Origin of the sequence: Arthrobacter sp. CAN_A214 (genome assembly GCF_015751955.1) — a bacterium.
Lineage (GTDB): Bacteria > Actinomycetota > Actinomycetes > Actinomycetales > Micrococcaceae > Arthrobacter_D.
Genome location: NZ_JADOUU010000004.1, coordinates 57,529 through 75,982 on the forward strand (window position 1 = coordinate 57,529; position 18,454 = coordinate 75,982).

Genomic DNA, 18,454 nt, shown 5'->3' on the forward strand with positions numbered 1-18,454 from the left:
GCCGTAGGAGTGCCGCCTCACCGCCCGTGCGCCCCGTAGACGAGGATCGCGTTGCCCTTGCTGGTGATGGTGCTGTCCTGCAGCGTCAACCGCGTCAGCGGATCGCCGGTTTCGAAGAGGCGCCTACCCGACCCGGCAATCACCGGGTGCATCATCAGCGTGAGCGAATCCAGCAGGCCGGCGAACAGCAGTTGCCGCACCACGGAGATGCTCCCGCACACACTGATGTCCTTCCCGTCAGTGGCCTTCAATTCGGTGACGAAATCCACCAGGTCCCCCTCGATCCGGCGCGAGTTCTCCCACTCAAGGCTGTCCGTTCGGGAACGGGAGGCCACGAACTTCTCGACCGGATTGATGAAGGTGCCGAATTCGTCGTCGGACTGGGCCTTCGGCCAGTAGTCCGACCACTCCTCGTAACTGACCCGGCCGAGCAGGACGGTGTCGGTGCGGTCGAGCATCGCGTCCATGCCGGCGCCGAGCTCGTCATCGAAGCTGTCGAACTGCCAGAGGTGCGGCGACTCCACCACGCCGTCGACGGAAGAAAAAAGGCCGGCGGTGACTTTGCGCATGGGAATCTCCTCGAGGATTGGCGTACCGCTGAGTCAACTGACTTCGCGGCATCCCGTCAAGGGCCGCGACGGCTTCCTGAGGGGTCGCACGAACGAACAACCCCTTCCCTTCTGCCGTAACCCCAGACAGACTCTAGTTAGCACCCCTTCGACGCGCAGGAGGATCATGAAGGCTGTCCGTGTTCACCGGTACCGCGAAGATCCGTCGATCGACGACGTCCCGGAACCGCAGGTCGCCGGGCCCTGGGACGTTGTGGTGAAGATCGGCGCCGCAGGTCTCTGCCGTACCGACCTGCACGTCGTCGAGGGCCAGTGGGACTCCATTCAGCACCCGGTCCTTCCCTACATCCTCGGCCACGAGAACGCCGGCTGGGTTTCCGAGATCGGGTCCGCCGTTTCCAACGTCTCTGTGGGCGACACCGTGATTCTGCACCCCCTCGTGACGTGCGGGCTCTGCCCCGCATGCCGCGAAGGGCAGGATTCGCACTGCGCGGACGCCAGCTTCCCCGGCCTGAACGTCGACGGCGGCATGGCGGAGTATCTGCGCACCAACGCCCGCTCGGTGGTGAAGCTCGATCCGCGACTGCAGCCCGCGGAGGTGGCAGCGCTGGCCGACGCCGGTCTCACCGCCTACCACGCGGTCCGCAAAGCCGTGCCCCTGCTGCCGCCGGGGAGCCACGCCGTCGTGATCGGCAGCGGCGGTCTTGGACACATCGGCGTGCAGTCGCTCAAGGCGCTCACCGCGGCGGAGGTGACCGTCGTCGACCGTTCAGCGGACGCCCTCGAACTCGCCCGCACCCTCGGAGCGGACCACACCGTCAACTCCGCCGACCCGGCTGGGTCCACTGCGGCAGGAGAACTGCTCGATATCACCGGAGGCGGAGCGCAGGTGGTCTTCGATTTCGTGGGAGAGCACGGCACCGAGCCGCTCGGCATCGCAGCCCTGAGGAACCGCGGCAGCTACTACTCGATAGGCTACGGCGGCTCGGTGAACATCGACACGATCGAGATCATCTCGCGGGAGATCAACGTGGTCGGCAACCTCGTGGGTACCTACACCGAGCTCACCGAACTCATGACCCTCACCGCACAGGGGAGAGTCACCCTCTCCACCCGGACCTACGACCTCGAGGACGCGGTCCAGGCGATGCACGACCTCGACGCAGGCCGACTCGTGGGCCGCGGCATCCTGGTCCCGAACCTCAATCGATAACGGCAACCGATCGAACAACCCAAGGGGTAAGAACAATGGCGTTTCCCGCGAAATATTCGGCCCTCAACGAGCTGCAGCTGACGGAAGAGGCACGGCGCACGCTCGCGCGGATCATCCGTGTCGCCTTCCCACACCCGAGCATTCCTGACGACCCGTACGAGCGCATGGCCGACAAGATCGTTGCTGAGGCGCAGGAATCCACATGGTTCCGCGTGGCGTTGACGCAGGGCCTGCTCACCCTGAACACCCTCACCGAGGAGAAGTTCCTCGATCTTTCGGACGAACGCGCCCTGGCAGTGCTGAAACGCATCAGCGACCTCGAGTTCTTCGGCTTCATCCGCCGCACCACGGTACTGAACTTCTATGACGACCCTGAGGTATGGAAGTACTTCGGCTACGAGGGCGAATCGTTCGACCAGGGCGGCTACCTGCACCGGGGCTTCGACGATCTCGACTGGCTGCCCGACCCCCGCATCGAGGAGAGCGACGGGACGTTGACGGAAATCGGCCCGCTGGGTTACGACATCGCCCAGCACGCCCCACTGCGCGCAGAAGCTGCCGGTGAAACCGGTGGCGTCGAACGTGAGGAACAGTTCCCCGACCTCTTCCGAGGCTCGGACACCGGGAAGGCAATCACACCATGACCGCAGAGCTGGATGGGGCGGCCGAACCGGCGTCGGCCCACTTCGACCAGGACGACGCCGACGTCGTCGTCATCATCGGCTCGGGCGCCGGCGGCGGAACACTTGCCCACGAGCTGACCACTCGGGGCGTGAAGGTGGTGGTCCTCGAGGCCGGCGGCCACATCCGGAACGAGGAGTACGTCAACAACGAGTGGGAGGCTTTCAACCAGATGGCCTGGCTGGATCCGCGGACGACGTCGGGCAGCTGGCGCGTGGCGCGTGACTTCCCGAACCTGCCCGCCTGGCTCGTGAAAGCCGTCGGTGGCACCACGACGCACTGGGCAGGTGCGACACCGCGGTTCAAGGCCCACGAGTTCACGACCCGTACCACGTATGGCCGCATCGACGGCGCAAACCTCCTCGACTGGCCGATCACCCTGCAGGATCTCGAGCCGTACTACGACAAGGCCGAGAAGAAGATCGGCACCACCCACCGCCACGGTAGGCCTGCCATGCCCGCGAACAACAACTACAAGGTCCTCGCCGCGGGAGCGGACCGCATCGGCTACCGCCACTACGCAACGGGTCCCTACGGCACCAATGCCGAACCCTACGACGGCCGACCCGGATCCATCCAGGACGGTTTCAATTTCCAGGGGGACAAGAACAAGTCCAAGTGGTCGACCCTCGTCTCCGAGATACCGAAGGCGTTGGGCACGGGCAAGCTGGACCTGCGGCCGAACAGCCAGGCAGTCCAGATCACCCACACGCCCGGGGGCCTCGTGGACGGCGTCCTGTACGTGGACGGCGACGGGAACCTGCAGCGGCAGAAGGCACGCGTCGTCGCCGTCGCAGGGAACTCGATCGAAACGGCGAGGGTGCTGCTGCTCTCGGGCTCCCCCCTGTTCCCGGACGGCCTCGCGAACTCCTCGGGACAGCTGGGACGCAACTACATGCGCCACACCACCGGCTCCGTCTACGCCAAGTTCGACAAGCCGGTGCACATGTACCGTGGGGAGACGATGGCCGGGATGGTGGCCGACGAATCCCGGCACGACGTCGACCGCGGGTTCTCCGGCGGGTACTACCTCGAAACCGTTGCGCTGGGACCGGCGTTCCTCGCGAGCTTCGTCGATCCTGGAGCATGGGGCCCCGGCTTCGCATCGCTGCTCGACGATTACGAGAACACGGCGGGTCTGTGGATCGTCGGTGAGGACATGCCGCAGGAGACCAATCGCGTCACGTTGAACACGAGCGTCACGGACCGCCTCGGCCTGCCTGTGCCGAACGTGCACTTCGACGACCACGCCAATGACACCGCGATGCGGAACCACGCCTACCAGCAGGCGTCACTACTGTACGAGGCGGTGGGTGCACTGTCCTCGCACCACACACCCCCGTACCCTTCGACGCACAATCTGGGAACCGCACGCATGAGCGAACGGCCCGAGGACGGTGTGGTCAACGGGTTCGGCCAGAGCCACGACGTGAGGAACCTGTTCGTGTCGGACGGGTCCCAGTTCACCACCGGTGGAGCGGCGAATCCGACGCTCACCATTGTGGCGCTGGCCATTCGGCAGGCGGAGTACATCGCGCAGCAGATGGCTGCATCGGTCATCTGATCCAGAAGCAACCTCAAGGGAGAAACAGATGAGCAGCGAGACGGACCTGACGATCTCCGACAGCCCGGAGGACGACCGGTATGTGGTGCGCCGCGCAGGTGAACCTGTCGGGTTCGCGGCGTACCACCATGTTCCGGGCCGCGTCGTGTTCACCCACACCGAGGTGCATCAGGACATCGAGGGCCAGGGCGTCGGGAGCGCCCTCGTCCGTGCAGCCCTGGACGACGTCCGCACCAAGGACCTCGCCGTGACCCCGGAGTGCGCCTTCGTCGCGGCCTTCATTCGGGAGCACCCCGAGTACCAGGACCTGACGCAATAGCCCCCGGCACCATTCGGACGACGACGTGAGCCGCCCGGCGTCGCCGTTCCGGCGGTCTCCCCGGGATGCTGGTCAGTCGGGGAGCTCGAAGTCCTTCGAAATGGTCAGGGCTGCCTCGCGCAGCACCGGAACCGCACGCGCTGCAAAAGCTTCATCAACACGCGACACCGGTCCCGATACCGAGATGGCCGTCGGCGTGGGCGCATCGGGTACAGCAATGGCGAAACACCGGACGCCGATTTCCTGCTCCTGCTCATCGATCGAGTACCCGCGCTCCCGGATGACGTTCAGATCCTCGAGCAGCTCCTCGACGGTCCGGATGCTCTTCTCCGTGTGCGGTGGCATTCCCGCCTTCGCCACGATTCTTCGCACTGCCGCATCACTGAGTTGCGACAGCATCGCCTTCCCCACGCCGGTGTCATGGGCGTGGGCGCGCCGGCCGACTTCGGTGAACATGCGCATCGAATGCGCTGACGGCACCTGCGCGACATAGACCACCATGTCGGCGTCCAGCACCGCCATGTTCGCTGTCTCCCCCAGGGTGTCCACCAGGTGCTTGAGCTGGCGGCTCGCCAGCGAGCCGAGCTGGCTGCTGGCACCGGCGCCCAACCGGATCAGACGCGGCCCCAGTGCATACCGGCGGTTGGGAAGCTGACGCGCATAACCCTTGCCCACCAGTGTGCGCAGCAATCGGTGGATCGTCGGAAGCGGCAGGTCGGTGGAGGAGGAGAGCTCGCTGAGGGTCAGTTCGCCTCCGGCATCGGTGATCAGCTCCAACAGCTCGAAAACGCGCTCGACGGACTGCACGCCGCCTTTGACTGTCTTCTCGACCATTGCTGTCCCCTGACCTATCGAGCACTTGAAACAAGACCGAATATCCGCCTTGTGGAATTTACTACCAACCTACCGGATATTCGGTGCTCAGGCGGAGCCGCGGCGCAACAACTGCCCGGTAGGCGTCTCACCGTCCACTTCGACTCCCCGGAGGTAGGTCCGCCTGACGACGCCCACCAACGGCTTCTTGTCATACGGGCTGATGGCGTTCTTGTGATGCAGCTTGTCCACGTCGACGATAAAGCTCTCGTCGGCTGCGAAGACGGCGAAATCGGCGTCGTACCCCAGCGCGAGCCGGCCCTTCCTCGTCAGCCGTGCAAGCGCGGCAGGTCGCTGGGACATCCACTCCACCACCTGCTCAAGCGCAATGCCACGCAGGCGCGCTTCGGTCCAGATCAGCGAAAGGCCCAGCTGGAGGGAGGAGACACCGCCCCAGGCGACTCCGAAGTCACCGTTCTCAAGATCTTTCAGGTCGAGGGTACTCGGCGAGTGGTCGGAGACGATGCAGTCGATGATGCCGTCCTCAAGACCTTTCCACAGCAGCTCCCTGTTGGAGGCTTCACGGATCGGCGGGCAGCATTTGAAGGCGGTGGCGCCGTTGGGGATCTCCTCGGCCAGCAGGGTCAGGTAGTGCGGGCAGGTTTCCACCGTCAGCTTCACTCCGTCGCGCTTGGCGCTGGCGATCATCGGCAGTGCATCCGAGGAGGAGAGGTGGAGAACATGCGCCCGCGCTCCCGTCCAGCGTGCCCGCTCGATCACCTCGGCGATAGCCATGTTCTCGGCTCCCCGGGGGCGCGAGGCAAGGAACTTGTCGTACTGGTCACCCTCCGCCGACGGCGCCCGATCGATGGAGCGGGAATCCTCGGCATGGACGATCATCAGCGAATCGAACGTCTTCAACTCCGCCATGTCGGCTTCCATCTCGTCTGCCTCGAGATGCGGGAATTCATCCACCCCTGAGTGCAGCAGGAAGCATTTGAAGCCGAAGACACCCGCATCGTGCAGTCCGCGCAACTCGGAGGTATTTCCCGGAATCGCTCCTCCCCAGAAGCCCACATCGACGAAAGCCTGGTCCTCGGCGGCCGCCCGCTTCTGTCGGAGTGCCTCGACGTCGACCGTCGGCGGGATGCTGTTCAGCGGCATGTCGATGATGGTGGTCACACCGCCGGCCGCCGCGGCGCGGGTCGCGGAGGCGAAACCCTCCCACTCGGTGCGTCCGGGTTCGTTGACGTGCACATGGCTGTCGACGAGGCCGGGGAGCAGTGTTTCGTCGTCCTGCAGGTCAACGGTCACGCGCCCTGCCAGACCGCTGCCGAACGGCACGATCGCCGTCACTGTTCCGTTCACGACCCCGACCTCGCGCTCCCGGAGTCCGGCGGTGGTCAGGATCCTCCGGCCCCGAATCACGAGGTCGAAGACCGTGCTGCCCGGGTCGGCGGTGGACTGCTCTTTCGTCATGAAGTTCCTTCGTTTCTAGGTGCCGACCCGTTTGAGTGTCAGAAGGTAGGCGCCTACCAGTTCTCCCACCCGTTCGACGAGCGGTCCGGCATTGGCCATGCACTGTGCGACATCCCGTTCGAGGTCGGTGAGTGCATACGTTCGATCGAAGCCTGCAGCAGTGAGCTCATCCGCCGTCAGGAGGCTCCTGCCGCAGACGGCAAGAACCGGGATCGACGCAGCGACGGCGGCCCGGGCAACTCCAACCGGGGTTTTCCCCAACAGGGTCTGCTCGTCCAGGCTCCCCTCGCCGGTCACCACCAGGTCCGCGCCTTCCAGGTGACCGGCGAAGCCGGTGAACTCGAGGACGACGTCGACGCCGGGCCGGCGTTCGGCATCCAGCAGAACCATGGCTGCATAGCCGGCTCCGCCGGCGGCTCCTGCGCCCGGGCGGAAGGCGGCATCGATCGCGGCCTGCCCGATCTCGTTGCCCAGGACCTGCACGAAGCGTCCGAGCGCGGCATCGAGTTCGAGCACGTCGTCGGCGGACGCGCCCTTCTGCGGGCCGAAAACAGCTGCTGCTCCGCCGTTGCCGAGGAGTCCGTTGTCCACGTCGCTGGCGAGAATGAACTTCGCGGTCGAAAGCCGTTGGTCCAGCCCCGACAGGTCGATCCGCGTGAGCCCTGCCAGTGCGGCACCGCCCGGGGCCAGGACCGCACCTTCCTCGTCGAGCAGCCTCGCACCGAGGCCGACAAGGAGCCCGGCTCCGCCATCGGTGCTTGCGCTTCCCCCGACTCCGAGGACCACCTCGGTGCAACCAAGGTCAAGGACAGCCGTGATCAGCTGGCCCGTGCCCACACTCGAAGCACCCCGCGCGTCGAGCGTCCCGCCAGGCAGGACCGCCAGCCCGGAGGCAGCGGCCATCTCGACGACCGCCTGGTGCCCCCGCACCGCGACCGCCGCCGACACCGGCTCACCGGTCGGTCCGGTGACCGGAAAGTAGCGCCGCTCGTAGCCTGCGGCGACGGCGGCATCCACGGTGCCCTCACCGCCGTCGGCCACCGGCACCTCAAGGATGTCGGAATCGGGAACCACCCTCAGCAGGCCGATTCGAAGGTGGCTGGCCACCTCAGGAGCCGAGAGTGATCCCTTGAACTTGTCCGGTGCTATGACGATCCGCATGGATTCACCCTAGACCAGCAGCGAGATGGCGGTCGGTGCGTCATCAGAAGCCTCCGCCAGGTCCTCGAACTCGTTGATCGCATCGATGCCGGCGGCTCCCATCGAGATATTGGTGACGCGCTCGAGGATGACCTCCACCACCACCGGAACGCGAAACTCCGCCATCAGTTCGCCGGCCCTGGCGAAAGCGGCCTGCAGGTCATCGGGCTCCCGCACCCGGATCGCTTTGCAGCCCAGCCCTTCCGCCACCTTGATATGGTCCACGCCGTAGCCCTCGAGTTCGGGGGCGTTGATGTTCTCGAAGGCGAGGGAGACGTGGTAATCCATCTCGAATCCGCGCTGGGCCTGGCGGATGAGGCCGAGGTAGGAGTTGTTCACCACCACGTGGATGTACGGCAGCTTGAACTGGGCCCCGACGGCAAGCTCCTCCATCATGAACTGGAAGTCGTAGTCACCCGACAGGGCGACGACGGCAGTCCCGGGGGAGGCCTGGGCCACGCCCAGCGCGGCCGGTCCGGTCCAACCCAGCGGCCCGGCCTGACCGCAGTTGATCCAGTTGCGCGGCTGATACACGTGGAGGAACTGGGCTCCGGCGATCTGGGACAGCCCGATGGTGGAGACGTACTTGGTGTCCCGGCCGAAGGCCCGGTTCATCTCCTCGTAGACCCGCTGTGGTTTGATGGGCACGTTGTCGAAGTGGGTCCTGCGCTGGAGCAGTGACTTGCGCTGGGCGCAGTCCTTGACCCAGGCGTTCCAGTCCGGGAGTCCCTGGACGGCGCGGCGCTCGCGCGCCAGTTCCACGAGGCCACGGAGTGCCTCGCCCGCATCGGAGACGATCCCGAAGTCGGGCGCGAACACCCGCCCGATCTGGGTCGGCTCGATGTCGATGTGGATGAAGGTACGGCCCTTGGTGTACACATCCAGTGCCCCGGTGTGGCGGTTGGCCCAGCGGTTTCCGATCCCGATCACGACATCGGATTCCAGCATCGTCGCATTCCCGTAGCGGTGCGAGGTCTGCAACCCGACCATGCCGGCCATGAGTTCGTGGTCGTCGGGAATGACTCCCCACCCCATGAGGGTCGGGATGACCGGGATGTTGAGCAGTTCCGCCAGCTCGACGAGGTCCTCGGCGGCGTCGGCATTGATGATCCCGCCTCCGGCGACTATCAGGGGCCGCTCGGCCCGGACAAGCATGTCGAGGGCTTTCTCGAGCTGCCGCGGCGTGGCGGCCGGCTTGGCGGGCTTCAGCGGCTCGTACGTCTCGGGATCGAATTCGATCAGGGTCTGCTGGACATCGATCGGAAGGTCGATCAGCACCGGTCCCGGACGGCCTGAGCGCATCTCGTAGAAAGCTTTCTGGAAAGCGCCGGGTACCTGCGCTGCCTCCAGGACCGTGATGGCCATTTTCGTGACCGGCTTCGCGATCGATGCGATGTCCACTGCCTGGAAGTCCTCCTTGTGCAGCTTGGCGACAGGTGCCTGGCCGGTGATGCAGAGGATGGGAATGGAATCCGCCCAGGCCGAGTACAGGCCGGTGATCATGTCGGTGCCGGCAGGCCCGGACGTGCCGATGCAGATCCCGATGTTGCCTGCCTTGGCCCGGGTGTAGCCCTCCGCCATGTGCGAGGCACCTTCGACATGGCGTGCAAGGACGTGATGGATCCCTCCGTGGGCGCGCATTGCCGAATAGAAGGGGTTGATCGCTGCCCCTGGAAGGCCGAAGGCCTGCGTGGCTCCTTCCTTCTCCAGGATGAGTACTGCGGCGTCTGCTGCGCGCATCTTTGCCATGGGATTTCCTATCGAAAAGTGTTGGAGTGTATTACCGGGATGCCCGGCCGGACAGTTGCTCGACCAGGATCAGCAGCGCTGAGTGGTCGAGTGAGCCGTGGCCCTGGGCGCGGAGTGATCCCAGAAGCTGGGCTGTGAGCGCTCCGAGTGGGATGGCTACGCCTGCCTCCCGAGCGGCGGCGGTGACGATCCCCATGTCCTTGTGGTGCAGGTCGACCCGGAACCCGGGTTCGAAGGTGCGTGCGGCCATTGAGGCTGCCTTGCGGTCCAGGATGCGGTTGCCTGCGAGTCCGCCGGCAAGGACCTTGATGGCTGCTTCGGTGTCGACACTGTGGGCTTCGAGGAACACCAATGCCTCGGCCACCAGCTGGATGGTCCCGGCGACGATGAGCTGGTTCGCTGCCTTGACGGTCTGCCCTGACCCCGCCGGGCCGACGTGGACGATGGTTCCGCCAACTGCCTCCAGGGCGGGCCGGACAGCCTCGAAATGCTCCGCTTCACCTCCGACCATGATGGAGAGGTTTCCCTCGATCGCACCCTGCTCGCCTCCTGAGACGGGAGCGTCGAGGGGATTCACGCCGGCTTCGGCTGCGGCCGCTGCGAGCCGTACGCTGACGTCGGGCCGGATGGTGCTGGCGTCCACCCAGTACGCTCCGCCCTTGGCGTTCGCGAACACTCCTTCGCCCCCCAGCACCACGGCTTCGACGTCCGGGGAGTCAGGGACCATGGTGAGGATGATCTCGGCGTCCTTCACTGCCTCTGCGACATCCGCGGCACCGGTGCCGCCCGCAGCGACGAGCTTGTCGATCTTGTCCTGGCTGCGGTTGAAGCCGACGACGTCGTGCCCTGCCTTGACCAGGTTCACTGCCATGGGCAGGCCCATGATTCCGAGTCCGATTACTGCGATTCTGCTCATTGTCTCTAGTCCTTTGCGTGTCGATGTTCGGGGACGATCCAGCGGATCAGGGTTTCAGCGAATCAGCCAGGAGAAGGCGCCGTCGGCCGGGGTCTTGTACTCGAGTCCGATGAATCCCCCATAGCCGCGGGACCGGCTGCTGTCGATCCACTCCCCCAGGGGCAGCTCCCCGGAGCCGGGAGCTCCGCGCCCCGGCGCGTCGGCGATCTGGATATGCCCGAAGTCGGCGCCGAAGCTGCTGATGACGGCTGGAACATCGTCCCCGTTGACCGAGAGGTGGTAGAAATCCGCCAGCAGTCCGATGTTCGCGGCGCCCTCGGCACGCACCTTGCCGATGACATCCATTGCCTGCTGGGCGGTCTTGATCGGGTAGAGCTCGGCGCCGCTGACGGGTTCGAGCAGTACGACGCCGCCGATCCCTGCAACCGCCTTCGATGCGAGCACCAGGTTCTCCACTGCGAGCGCGTCCTGTTCCTCCGGGGTCGACCCCTGGGTGCGGTTGCCGTACAGCGCGTTGAACCCCTTGCAGCCGAGCCGGGCCCCGATGCCGGCGACGACGTCGAGGTTGTCCCGGAATTCCTGCGACCGCTCGGGCCAGGACACGAGGCCCCGATCCCCGTTCGGCATGTTTCCCGCGTTGAAGTTCAATCCGGTCAGCTGCACGCCGGCGCTGGTGATCGCTGACTCGAAAGCGGTGATTTCGGCGTCCGACGGAACCGATTCGGCGAACGGCCACCAGAACTCGACGTTCTCGAACCCCGCTGCCCTGGCGGCGGCGGGCCGCTCCAGCAGTGGCAGCTCCGTGAGGAGGATGGAGCAGTTCACGGTGTATGACATGTCAGTTCCTTCGGTGAGGGCTGCGTTACTAATATTATCGCTTTGTGGAAATCAAGTTCCTTAGAATGGAATAGTAGGGGACCGGTAGCTGGCATGTCAACGAAACCGGCGAGCGGTTCGCACTACCCCTCGGACAGCTCAAACCGCCGGGAAGCGGGCAGGTGCGGGACGATCGGTAAAGTTCTTCCAGGAGGCACGATCATGACCCCAGGACACAGCGCCGTCCCCTCGGTGGTGCCGCAGTTGGCCGTCAGTGTCCTGATGCTGCGCGGGAAGGTGCCCGATCTCGAGATCTTTGTCCAGAACCGCACACTCACCATGGACTTCGCCGCCGGCATGGTGGTCTTTCCGGGCGGCCGCGTGGACGAGGTTGACCGCGTCGCGTCCCGCAGCCGGCCCATTCCTCCGGATCTCCTCGAAAGACACGCAGGGTGCTGGGCCGGAACCAGCATCGGGGGCGGGGACCGAACGAACCTGCTGGCCGCGTCCGCGGTGCTGCTGGCCGCCGCGGTGCGGGAGGTGGAAGAGGAGACCGGTGTCCTGATACCCGCCCGGGAGCTGAACCCGTGGGCCAACTGGATCACGCCGACAGGGTACGGTAGGCGCTTTGACACCTTCTTCTTCCTGGCCCTGCCGGCAGCGTCACTGGACCCGCAGCACAGGACCACTGAGGCCGATTCATCCCACTGGGCACCGGTGCGGGACATCCTGCGCGGCGCGGTGGAGGGTCGGCTGAAGTTGATGAGGCCGACCGCCTCTCTGCTGCAGGAACTCGCCGGGAGCACAGGGGATCTGACGGGGAAGCGCCGAATCCTTCCGGTGGGCCGCCCCTGAATCCACGCCCGGCAAAGCTGCTGACGGGCAGCCTGCCGGTCCTCGCCGCCCGGGGTGGATTCGCCCGTGCGGAAAGGACCTAGAGGACGATCTGGCGGTTGACGTCCTTGTAGAGGAGGTAGCGGAAGTTCGACGGCCCGCCGGCATAACAGGCCTGGGGGCAGAATGCCCGAAGGGACATGTAGTCGCCTTCCTCGACCTCCACCCAGTCCCCGTTCAACCGGTAGACCGCCTTACCCTCAAGGACATACAGTCCGTGTTCCATGACGTGTGTTTCGGCGAAGGGGATTGAGGCACCCGGCTCGAAGGTGACGATATTGATGTGCATGTCGTACGCGAGATCCTCGACCGGAAGCATGCGGGTGGTGCGCCACTTGTTGTCCGTGTCCGGCATGGCTCCGGGCTCGACGTCCTGCTCATTGCCGACGACCGCTCTGGGCGTATGCCCGGCCAGGGGCTCGTAGCGTTTCCGGATCCACTGGAACTTGGTCAGGTCCGTGCTGCTGTTTTTCGCCTGCCAGCTCGATCCTGCGGGCAGGTAGGCGAAGCCGCCGGGTGTCAGGGAATGGTTCTCGCCTTCGATGGCAACCGAAAGCTCACCCTCGAGGAGGAAGATGAATGAGCCGACCTCCGGCTGGGGCTCCGGAGCCTCGGAGCCGCCCCCGGGCGCCACCTCCATCAGGTACTGGGCAAACGTGGTTGCTCCCCCTGCGACAGGGCGGTTGAGCACCCAGGCACGGGTGTCTGTCCATTCGGGCAGCACACTGGTCACGATGTCGCGCAGTACACCCCGGGGGATCACCGTGTAGGCCTCGGTGACGATTGCCCGGTCGGTGAGCAGCGCCGTCTGGGGCGGCAGGGCGGTTTGGGGCGTGTAGTAGCTGGGATCAGACATCGGAGTCCTTCGGGGTGGAGGTTCTTTTCGGGTGTGCGAGCGCCGTGAGGTGACCGATGGTGATGCCGCTCCGGTGCTCGACTTCGTTTTCGTTCAACGCCCCGCAGGAAAGGCCGCGGTGGATGAACCGTGCAAGGGCGCGGGCGGTGGCCGGCTCATCCAGGACGGTGCTTTCGAGGCCATGCGCGTAGTTGCGCAGCCGAAGCGCGGCCTGGCTGAAGCCCTGCAGGTAGAAAAGGTAGGTGGCGATGAACCGCGACGGCAGTTGCGCTGCGTGGAGGTCCCACCCCTGGTAGAAGCCGCGCTCGAGGGATCGGCGTACCAGCGAGGAATGGAGCTTCCAGGCGGCAGCGATGTTCTCGTCAGTTCCGAGCGGCAGGATGTTCGTCGAACCGTCCGACAGCCGAACGCCGGTTCCCGCGACGGCTACCTGCATCACCTGCTTGGCGTAGTCGGCGGCGGGATGATCCATGGCCTGGTAGGCGGCAGCTATCTCGAGCGACGCACTGTAGTCGTAGGTGCCGTAGTGGAGCGCAGATACCCGGCCCTTGCCCCGATGCAGCAGGGTGGCCACCGGAACCGTGCCGTCGGCCGCGAGAATCAGCTGCGGGGTTTCCATCTGCACTTCGAAGCGGAGCCGGCCGGGCTCAAGCCCGTGGGACTGTTCCAGGGACTCGCAGGCATACACCATCGCTTCGACCTGGGCCACCGTACTGACCTTGGGAAGCGTCAGTACAAGGCCCTTCGGGAGGCTTCCCGCCTCCAGCAGTCCGGCAAGGAACAGGTCAAGGGTGCGAAGACCCCTGGCACGCGTGGGCTCCTCGAAACTTTTGAAGCGGATTCCGATGAACGGCGGAGCGGCCCCCTCACTGATCGACCGGCGGACCAGCCCTGCAGCGCTCCTTGCATGGCGATCCTCCTCGGCGTCACCGCGCTCCCCGTAACCGTCCTCGAAATCGAGCCGGAGGTCCTCGATGGGTTCCCGCTGCAGCTTCGCCGTGACCTTGTTCCCGATTTGTTCGACCAGCTCCGGGGGAACACCGACACTGGTGCAGAGAGCATTCACGCCTCCCTGCTGATCCGCAGCGGTCAGGGCCTGCCGCCCCCAGTCCCCCGCAAGTGCCGGCGTGAACCGGTCTGCCGGTATGTAGACGGTGTGGACCGGTTGGCGGGTGCCGTCGTCACCCGGATAGCCCTGCCGCAGCAGAGCGTCGGTTTCCCGCAGCGTCTGATCGATGACCGCATAGTTCCCGGCTCCGAGAACGGGTTCGGCTGCCATCAGCCAGCCTCGCATGCCGGAGGGGCGAGGGTGGTCTCCGCATCCTCGATCGGCGACGGACGCGTTGCATCGATGAACATGTTGATGCCTTTCCTAGAAGTTTGCGGAGGCGAAGGAGTGTGCCTGTTCTGTTTCGGACCCGGATGCCGCTGCCGGGGTGGCAGCTGCGGCACGAACTGCTGCTGCGACGTCGGCGGCGACGTGGGGATCGAACACGCTGGGAACGATGAAGCTGGGATTCAGCTCATCGTCGCCGACCCTCGCGGCGATCGCCCGGGCTGCGGCAACGAGCATCTCCGGAGTGATGTCCGAGACCCCGGCGTCGAGCAGCCCGCGGAAGAAGCCGGGGAAGGCCAGCACGTTGTTGATCTGGTTCGGGAAGTCGCTTCGACCCGTGGCGACGACGGCGGCGTGCCGTGCAGCGAGGATCGGATCGATTTCAGGATCGGGGTTGGCCATAGCGAAGACAATAGCCTTCTCTGCCATCGACGCGACATGCTCTTCGGCAAGGACGTTCGGAGCACTGACGCCGATGAAGACGTCGGCGTCGACGAGTGCTTCATGGAGTGATCCCTCGAACACCTCCTGGTTCGTGTTGCCCGCGATCCACTGGCGGTGGGGATCGACATGGTCCCGGACGCTGCTGATGGCGCCTTTGCGATCACAGGCCACGATATGGCGGGCACCCTCCGCCAGCAGCAGTTGGATGATGGCGGATCCTGCGGCTCCCACACCGGAAACCACGATGCGCACCTCGCCCAGGTTCTTTCCGACCACCCGCAGCGCGTTCGTGAGGGCCGCGAGGGTGACGATCGCCGTGCCATGCTGATCATCGTGGAACACGGGAATGTCCAGTTCGGCGCGGAGTCGCTTCTCGATCTCGAAGCAGCGCGGGGCCGCGATGTCCTCGAGGTTGACTCCGCCGTATACCGGAGCGAGTGCCTTGACGATGCTGATGATTTCCTCGGTGTCCTGGGTATCAAGGCACACGGGCCAGGCATCGACGTTGGCGAACTGCTTGAACAGCGCAGCCTTTCCCTCCATCACGGGCAGCGCCGCAGCGGGTCCGATGTTGCCGAGGCCCAGCACTGCCGAGCCGTCGGAGACGACTGCGATGGTGTTGCGCTTGATCGTCAGGTTCCGCGCTTCCGCCGGATTCTCGGCGATGGCGAGGCAGACCCGGGCGACGCCGGGAGTGTAGGCACGTGAGAGATCGTCGCGGTTTCGAAGTGCAACTTTCGGGACGACCTCCAGCTTGCCCCCGAGGTGCATCAGAAAGGTGCGGTCGCTGAGGTGGTGGACCCTCACGCCGTCCAGCTTGTCGAGTGCGTCCCGCACCTGTTCACCATGTGCGGCATCAGTGGTGTTGCACGTGACATCCACCACGATGAAACCGTGGTGGGACTCGGTGACGTCGAGAGCGGTGATGGATGCGCCGGCTGCACCGACGGCTGCTGCCAGCTCCGCCGTTGTCGTGAAGGCCGACGGCGCCTCCACCCTTAGCGTGATTGAGTATCCGGGGCTGGGATTCGCCATTGACTCTCCTCGAAGATCAGGGATGGGTACTTAGTTTTCGTATTATGGACATTATTATCTGCTGTGCGGAATTACAAGTCGAGTAGCGGCGCGGATCACCAGCCACCAGCAGTCCAGATATTCCACGAAACGATATAAAAGTTTCGAAATAGCAGTGGTGTGAGTCACACTCAAGTGCTACAGTTCGAGTCGAAGCCAACGGCGGGCACCCCTTCCCGGGTAGCTATCAACCAGGCGGACCTGCAAATGAATCCGCAGCAGTCTGGTCGCAGTCGCCTGACCCCTTCGTCGTCGGTGGTGCGAGATGGATGTTGCCCTCGTTAGGGAGTTCCAGATGAGCACCACTTCAGAAGAAGAGCAGTATCTCGCCCAGGCCCTGTCTCTCGCCTCGGCCAACGTCCACAACTCAGGCGGTCCCTTCGGCGCGGTCATCGTAACCCCTGACGGCCGGGTGTTCGAGGGCGTCAACCGTGTCACCGCCAACAACGACCCCACTGCCCACGCCGAAGTCATGGCCATTCGGGAAGCGTGCCGCTCCATCGGATCCTTCGACCTCTCGGGAGCTGTCCTCTACACGAGTTGCGAGCCGTGTCCCATGTGCTTGTCGAGTGCGCTGTGGGCCCGGGTGAAGCACGTCGTCTATGCCGCCGACCGGCACGACGCCGCCCGCGCCGGATTCGACGACGCAGTGTTCTACGAATACTTCTCCACCCCGATCGAGGAACGCTCGATGCCCGTCCGCCAGCACCGACTCTCCCCGTCCGCGGGCATCGGTGAGAATGCACCCTTCGAGGCGTGGAGCGCCCTCGCCGCCCGCGTGGATTACTAGGAAGGAAGTGTCATGACACTCATCACCCGCGACAACGATCCCCACGAAGGCCCGGAGCCGGAGCCGGAGCCGACTCGTTCGCGGCCGGCGGCCAGCCGTTTCTCATCCCTTGACAACTACTTCCAGATCACGGAGCGCGGCTCGACGACGGGACGCGAGATCCGCGGCGGCCTCGTCACCTTCTTCACGATGGCGTACATCGTGATTCTCAATCCGCTCATTCTGGGAGGGTTCAGCGCAGAGACAGCAGCCACCGACGTCGAGGGCGGGTGGCTGGCAGCCGCCCAGGTGGGTGCCGTCACGGGCCTGACGGCCGGCGTGATGACCATCATCTTCGGCATCTTCGCCAACCTCCCGTTCGGGATAGCCGCCGGGCTCGGCATCAACTCCTTCCTGGCGGTTTCGGTGATCGGTGACGTGACCTGGTCGGAGGCGATGGGCCTGGTGGTCATCAACGGCCTGCTGATCGTGTTCCTCGCCGTCACCGGTGCGCGGACGGCGATCTTCAACGCGGTCCCTCGGCAGCTCAAGGCCGCCATCACCGTCGGCATCGGCCTGTTCATCGCCTTCATCGGGTTCGTCGATTCGGGTTTCGTGAGCAGGACAGCGGGCGGCCCCCCGGTGCAACTGGGAGACAACGGCTCCGTCACCACGCTGCCGACCCTGATCTTCCTCATCGGCGTGATCACCATGGGCATCCTGATGGCCCGCGGGGTCAAGGGCGGTCTGCTCATCGGGATCGTGACCACCACCATCGTCGCGGTCGTCGTCGAGGCCTTCCTCGACCTGGGATTCACCGGACCGGACAACCCGGGCGGCTGGCACCTGAACGCCCCTGTCATCCCGAGCAGTATCGTCTCGATCCCGGACTTCAGCCTTATCGGGCAGTTCAGCTTCGGCGCCTTCGACCGCATCGGCGTCCTCGCTGCCACCATGCTGGTCTTCACCCTGGTCTTCACCAACTTCTTCGACGCCATGGGAACCATGACCGGTCTCTCGAAGAGCGCCGGACTCGCGAACAAGCAGGGGAACTTCCCCCGCCTCAAGTCGGCCCTCATTATCGAGGGCGTCGGGGCGGTGGCCGGCGGAGGCACGTCGAGCTCATCGAACACCGTCTTCATCGACTCGGCCGCCGGCATCGGTGAAGGCGCCAGGACCGGCCTGGCCTCGGTGGTCACGGGGTTCCTGTTCCTCGCTGCGATGTTCTTCACTCCCCTGACGGCAGTGGTTCCACTGGAGGTCGCCGCTTCCGCACTGGTGGTGGTGGGAGCCATGATGGTCGCGCAGATCCGCGAGATCAACTTCCAGAACTTCTCCATCGCGCTGCCGTCATTCCTCACTATCGTCACCATGCCGCTGACCTACTCCATCGCCAACGGCATCGGCGTCGGGTTCATCACCTGGGTGCTGATCCGGGCAGGGTCCGGCAGGGCCGGCAAGATCCACCCGCTCATGTGGGTTGTTGCCGCTGGCTTCCTGGTGTACTTCGCACGCGGTCCCGTGACAGCCTGGCTGGGAGGCTGACCGCACTCCTTCCGACGGGCGGCTCGAGCAGCCGCCCGTCGGAGCGTAGCCTCGCTGCTACAGGAATGAACGTTCTGCAGAAATTGATCCGAATCGCCGCGCTTGTTGTCCTGCTGGTCGCGTTGGGCCTTCTTGCGTTCGCTCAATGGCTTCCGGCTTTGGCGTTCCTGCCTGCCGGTACAGCGATGCTGCTGTGGAACGGGCACGACTCGACAGC

General features: G+C 65.1%; 17 protein-coding genes. 7 read left to right on the forward strand and 10 right to left on the reverse strand.

Going from position 1 to position 18,454, the window contains the following annotated elements; translation table 11 throughout:
* Positions 1–17 precede the first annotated feature (17 nt).
* The gene (locus IWX65_RS05375; RefSeq protein WP_196881423.1) at positions 18–569 is read right to left on the reverse strand and encodes a dihydrofolate reductase family protein; all 552 of its coding nucleotides are present in this window, start codon (positions 567–569) and stop codon (positions 18–20) included.
* 166 nt (positions 570–735) lie between these two features.
* Here IWX65_RS05375 and IWX65_RS05380 point away from each other — a divergent pair, with 166 nt between their 5' ends.
* The 4 genes from IWX65_RS05380 to IWX65_RS05395 are packed head-to-tail and all read left to right on the forward strand — an operon-like array spanning position 736 to position 4,346.
* Positions 736–1,782 carry an NAD(P)-dependent alcohol dehydrogenase gene (locus IWX65_RS05380; protein ID WP_196881424.1) on the forward strand — a complete coding sequence of 349 codons (1,047 nt, stop codon included), beginning with the start codon at positions 736–738 and terminating at the stop codon, positions 1,780–1,782.
* A 35-nt stretch (positions 1,783–1,817) separates the two neighbouring features.
* Positions 1,818–2,426 (forward strand): hypothetical protein, encoded by a 609-nt coding sequence (locus IWX65_RS05385; RefSeq protein WP_196881425.1) that lies wholly within the window; start codon positions 1,818–1,820, stop codon positions 2,424–2,426.
* Positions 2,423–4,027 carry a GMC family oxidoreductase gene (locus tag IWX65_RS05390; protein WP_196881426.1) on the forward strand — a complete coding sequence of 535 codons (1,605 nt, stop codon included), beginning with the start codon at positions 2,423–2,425 and terminating at the stop codon, positions 4,025–4,027. Before IWX65_RS05385 ends, IWX65_RS05390 begins: the two co-directional genes overlap by 4 nt.
* A gap of 28 nt (positions 4,028–4,055) precedes the next feature.
* Positions 4,056–4,346 carry a GNAT family N-acetyltransferase gene (locus IWX65_RS05395; protein ID WP_196881427.1) on the forward strand — a complete coding sequence of 97 codons (291 nt, stop codon included), beginning with the start codon at positions 4,056–4,058 and terminating at the stop codon, positions 4,344–4,346.
* A gap of 72 nt (positions 4,347–4,418) precedes the next feature.
* On the opposite strand, the gene IWX65_RS05400 is transcribed toward IWX65_RS05395, so the two are convergent.
* The 6 genes from IWX65_RS05400 to IWX65_RS05425 form a co-directional block, all read right to left on the reverse strand.
* Positions 4,419–5,180: an IclR family transcriptional regulator gene (locus tag IWX65_RS05400; protein WP_196821480.1), complete on the reverse strand. Its 762-nt coding sequence runs from the start codon at positions 5,178–5,180 to the stop codon at positions 4,419–4,421.
* An 87-nt stretch (positions 5,181–5,267) separates the two neighbouring features.
* Entirely contained in the window at positions 5,268–6,638 is a 1,371-nt protein-coding gene (gene allB / locus IWX65_RS05405; protein ID WP_196881428.1) for an allantoinase AllB, read from the reverse strand.
* A 15-nt stretch (positions 6,639–6,653) separates the two neighbouring features.
* On the reverse strand, positions 6,654–7,799 hold the full coding sequence (locus IWX65_RS05410; protein WP_196881429.1) for a glycerate kinase: 1,146 nt from the start codon (positions 7,797–7,799) through the stop codon (positions 6,654–6,656).
* A gap of 9 nt (positions 7,800–7,808) precedes the next feature.
* On the reverse strand, positions 7,809–9,587 hold the full coding sequence (gene gcl, locus IWX65_RS05415) for a glyoxylate carboligase (RefSeq protein WP_196881430.1): 1,779 nt from the start codon (positions 9,585–9,587) through the stop codon (positions 7,809–7,811).
* Positions 9,588–9,618: 31 nt separating this feature from the next.
* Positions 9,619–10,503: a 2-hydroxy-3-oxopropionate reductase gene (locus IWX65_RS05420; RefSeq protein ID WP_196881431.1), complete on the reverse strand. Its 885-nt coding sequence runs from the start codon at positions 10,501–10,503 to the stop codon at positions 9,619–9,621.
* A 54-nt stretch (positions 10,504–10,557) separates the two neighbouring features.
* Complete coding sequence (locus IWX65_RS05425) at positions 10,558–11,340, reverse strand: hydroxypyruvate isomerase family protein (protein WP_196881432.1); 783 nt, start codon at positions 11,338–11,340, stop codon at positions 10,558–10,560.
* Between the two features lie 201 nt (positions 11,341–11,541).
* Here IWX65_RS05425 and IWX65_RS05430 point away from each other — a divergent pair, with 201 nt between their 5' ends.
* Positions 11,542–12,174 carry an NUDIX hydrolase gene (locus IWX65_RS05430; RefSeq protein WP_196881433.1) on the forward strand — a complete coding sequence of 211 codons (633 nt, stop codon included), beginning with the start codon at positions 11,542–11,544 and terminating at the stop codon, positions 12,172–12,174.
* Positions 12,175–12,253: 79 nt separating this feature from the next.
* On the opposite strand, the gene IWX65_RS05435 is transcribed toward IWX65_RS05430, so the two are convergent.
* The 3 genes from IWX65_RS05435 to IWX65_RS05445 all read right to left on the reverse strand — a co-directional run bounded on the left by IWX65_RS05435 (position 12,254) and on the right by IWX65_RS05445 (position 15,884).
* Entirely contained in the window at positions 12,254–13,069 is an 816-nt protein-coding gene (locus tag IWX65_RS05435; RefSeq protein ID WP_196881434.1) for a bifunctional allantoicase/(S)-ureidoglycine aminohydrolase, read from the reverse strand.
* Positions 13,062–14,348: a DUF6986 family protein gene (locus IWX65_RS05440; protein ID WP_196881435.1), complete on the reverse strand. Its 1,287-nt coding sequence runs from the start codon at positions 14,346–14,348 to the stop codon at positions 13,062–13,064. The genes IWX65_RS05435 and IWX65_RS05440 overlap by 8 nt, the downstream gene beginning before the upstream one ends.
* Positions 14,349–14,441: 93 nt before the next feature.
* Positions 14,442–15,884 carry an NAD-dependent malic enzyme gene (locus IWX65_RS05445; protein ID WP_196881436.1) on the reverse strand — a complete coding sequence of 481 codons (1,443 nt, stop codon included), beginning with the start codon at positions 15,882–15,884 and terminating at the stop codon, positions 14,442–14,444.
* 334 nt (positions 15,885–16,218) lie between these two features.
* Between IWX65_RS05445 and IWX65_RS05450 the strand changes: the two genes are divergently transcribed.
* Together IWX65_RS05450 and IWX65_RS05455 are read left to right on the forward strand one after the other, a co-directional pair.
* Positions 16,219–16,713, forward strand: a complete 495-nt coding sequence (locus tag IWX65_RS05450; protein ID WP_196881437.1) for a nucleoside deaminase — start codon at positions 16,219–16,221, stop codon at positions 16,711–16,713.
* A gap of 12 nt (positions 16,714–16,725) precedes the next feature.
* Positions 16,726–18,237, forward strand: coding sequence for an NCS2 family permease (locus tag IWX65_RS05455; protein WP_196881438.1), 1,512 nt, complete (start codon positions 16,726–16,728; stop codon positions 18,235–18,237).
* Positions 18,238–18,454 lie beyond the last annotated feature (217 nt).

What these genes read in the sequence shown, in the direction of transcription:
- IWX65_RS05390 (WP_196881426.1), top strand. Translation starts at nt 2,423, where the DNA reads ATGACCGCAGAGCTGGATGGGGCGGCCGAACCGGCGTCGGCCCACTTC.
- IWX65_RS05385 (WP_196881425.1), top strand. Translation starts at nt 1,818, where the DNA reads ATGGCGTTTCCCGCGAAATATTCGGCCCTCAACGAGCTGCAGCTGACG.
- IWX65_RS05380 (WP_196881424.1), top strand. Translation starts at nt 736, where the DNA reads ATGAAGGCTGTCCGTGTTCACCGGTACCGCGAAGATCCGTCGATCGAC.
- IWX65_RS05410 (WP_196881429.1), bottom strand. Translation starts at nt 7,799, where the DNA reads ATGCGGATCGTCATAGCACCGGACAAGTTCAAGGGATCACTCTCGGCT.
- IWX65_RS05455 (WP_196881438.1), top strand. Translation starts at nt 16,726, where the DNA reads ATGACACTCATCACCCGCGACAACGATCCCCACGAAGGCCCGGAGCCG.
- gcl (WP_196881430.1), bottom strand. Translation starts at nt 9,587, where the DNA reads ATGGCAAAGATGCGCGCAGCAGACGCCGCAGTACTCATCCTGGAGAAG.
- IWX65_RS05420 (WP_196881431.1), bottom strand. Translation starts at nt 10,503, where the DNA reads ATGAGCAGAATCGCAGTAATCGGACTCGGAATCATGGGCCTGCCCATG.
- IWX65_RS05375 (WP_196881423.1), bottom strand. Translation starts at nt 569, where the DNA reads ATGCGCAAAGTCACCGCCGGCCTTTTTTCTTCCGTCGACGGCGTGGTG.
- IWX65_RS05445 (WP_196881436.1), bottom strand. Translation starts at nt 15,884, where the DNA reads ATGGCGAATCCCAGCCCCGGATACTCAATCACGCTAAGGGTGGAGGCG.
- IWX65_RS05430 (WP_196881433.1), top strand. Translation starts at nt 11,542, where the DNA reads ATGACCCCAGGACACAGCGCCGTCCCCTCGGTGGTGCCGCAGTTGGCC.
- IWX65_RS05395 (WP_196881427.1), top strand. Translation starts at nt 4,056, where the DNA reads ATGAGCAGCGAGACGGACCTGACGATCTCCGACAGCCCGGAGGACGAC.
- IWX65_RS05435 (WP_196881434.1), bottom strand. Translation starts at nt 13,069, where the DNA reads ATGTCTGATCCCAGCTACTACACGCCCCAAACCGCCCTGCCGCCCCAG.
- IWX65_RS05450 (WP_196881437.1), top strand. Translation starts at nt 16,219, where the DNA reads ATGAGCACCACTTCAGAAGAAGAGCAGTATCTCGCCCAGGCCCTGTCT.
- IWX65_RS05440 (WP_196881435.1), bottom strand. Translation starts at nt 14,348, where the DNA reads ATGGCAGCCGAACCCGTTCTCGGAGCCGGGAACTATGCGGTCATCGAT.
- IWX65_RS05400 (WP_196821480.1), bottom strand. Translation starts at nt 5,180, where the DNA reads ATGGTCGAGAAGACAGTCAAAGGCGGCGTGCAGTCCGTCGAGCGCGTT.
- IWX65_RS05425 (WP_196881432.1), bottom strand. Translation starts at nt 11,340, where the DNA reads ATGTCATACACCGTGAACTGCTCCATCCTCCTCACGGAGCTGCCACTG.
- allB (WP_196881428.1), bottom strand. Translation starts at nt 6,638, where the DNA reads ATGACGAAAGAGCAGTCCACCGCCGACCCGGGCAGCACGGTCTTCGAC.